Origin of the sequence: Corallococcus sp. CA053C (genome assembly GCF_003611675.1) — a bacterium.
Lineage (GTDB): Bacteria > Myxococcota > Myxococcia > Myxococcales > Myxococcaceae > Corallococcus.
The window spans coordinates 1-702 of sequence record NZ_RAWA01000829.1 but is presented as its reverse complement, the minus strand read 5'-3'; the positions used below and the strand labels follow the sequence as shown (position 1 = coordinate 702).

Below are 702 nucleotides of genomic sequence, written 5' to 3'. Positions count from 1 at the left end.
CTGGAAGAGGGTGGGGTCGGCCACGGCCGCGGCGGCGAGGCTCGTGAGGGTGCGGGCCCGGGAGGCCGGCATGCCCATGCCGGAGAGGTCCGCCGTGGCGAGCACCTGGGGCCGGGGGAAGGCGCGGTGGAGGCGGGCGTCCCCGGTGAGCGCCGGGTCCAGGGGCTCGCCGTGGAGCGCGAGCAGCCGCTGCCCCAGGCCCCGTGCGGCGGCGACCGTCACCTGCTGGCCCAGGATGGCGCGGACGGCGAGCTCGAAGCCGTCCCATCCCCCTGGGACGCGCAGGCCCGGGCGGGCGGCGATGAGGGGCGCGAGCAGGGCGTCCTGGGACAGGTGCGCGTGGATGGCGTCCACGTCCGCGTCCACGTCGAAGACGCGCCGGAGCTGGGCGATGACGGTGGGCAGCATCCGCACGTCGCTGACGCGCAGGGTGGCCTGCAGGCCATCAAGCCCCTGCGCGGGAGCGACCTCCACGGCGCCACGGCCGAGGGCGTTGGACACGGTGCGCAGGTAGCGCCCGGGCTCCACGTGCTCCAGGCCGGTGAGGGCGCGGGCCGCCAGGTGGGCGTTCAGGGACGCCCAGTCGAAGGGGGGCCGGTAGGGGATGAAGAGGGTCACCACGGGCACGGCGGAGGAGACGGGCGCGAGGGCGGGGCGGGCGCGGCGGAGGGCCCCCGGTGGGCGCTGGTAGAGGGCCTGGAA

General features: G+C 77.4%; 1 protein-coding gene. It reads right to left on the bottom strand.

Going from position 1 to position 702, the window contains the following annotated elements:
* Window positions 1-702, bottom strand: a 702-nt coding sequence (locus tag D7V97_RS43440; protein ID WP_147445279.1) for a DNA 3-methyladenine glycosylase 2, incomplete at both ends; no start/stop codon positions are given.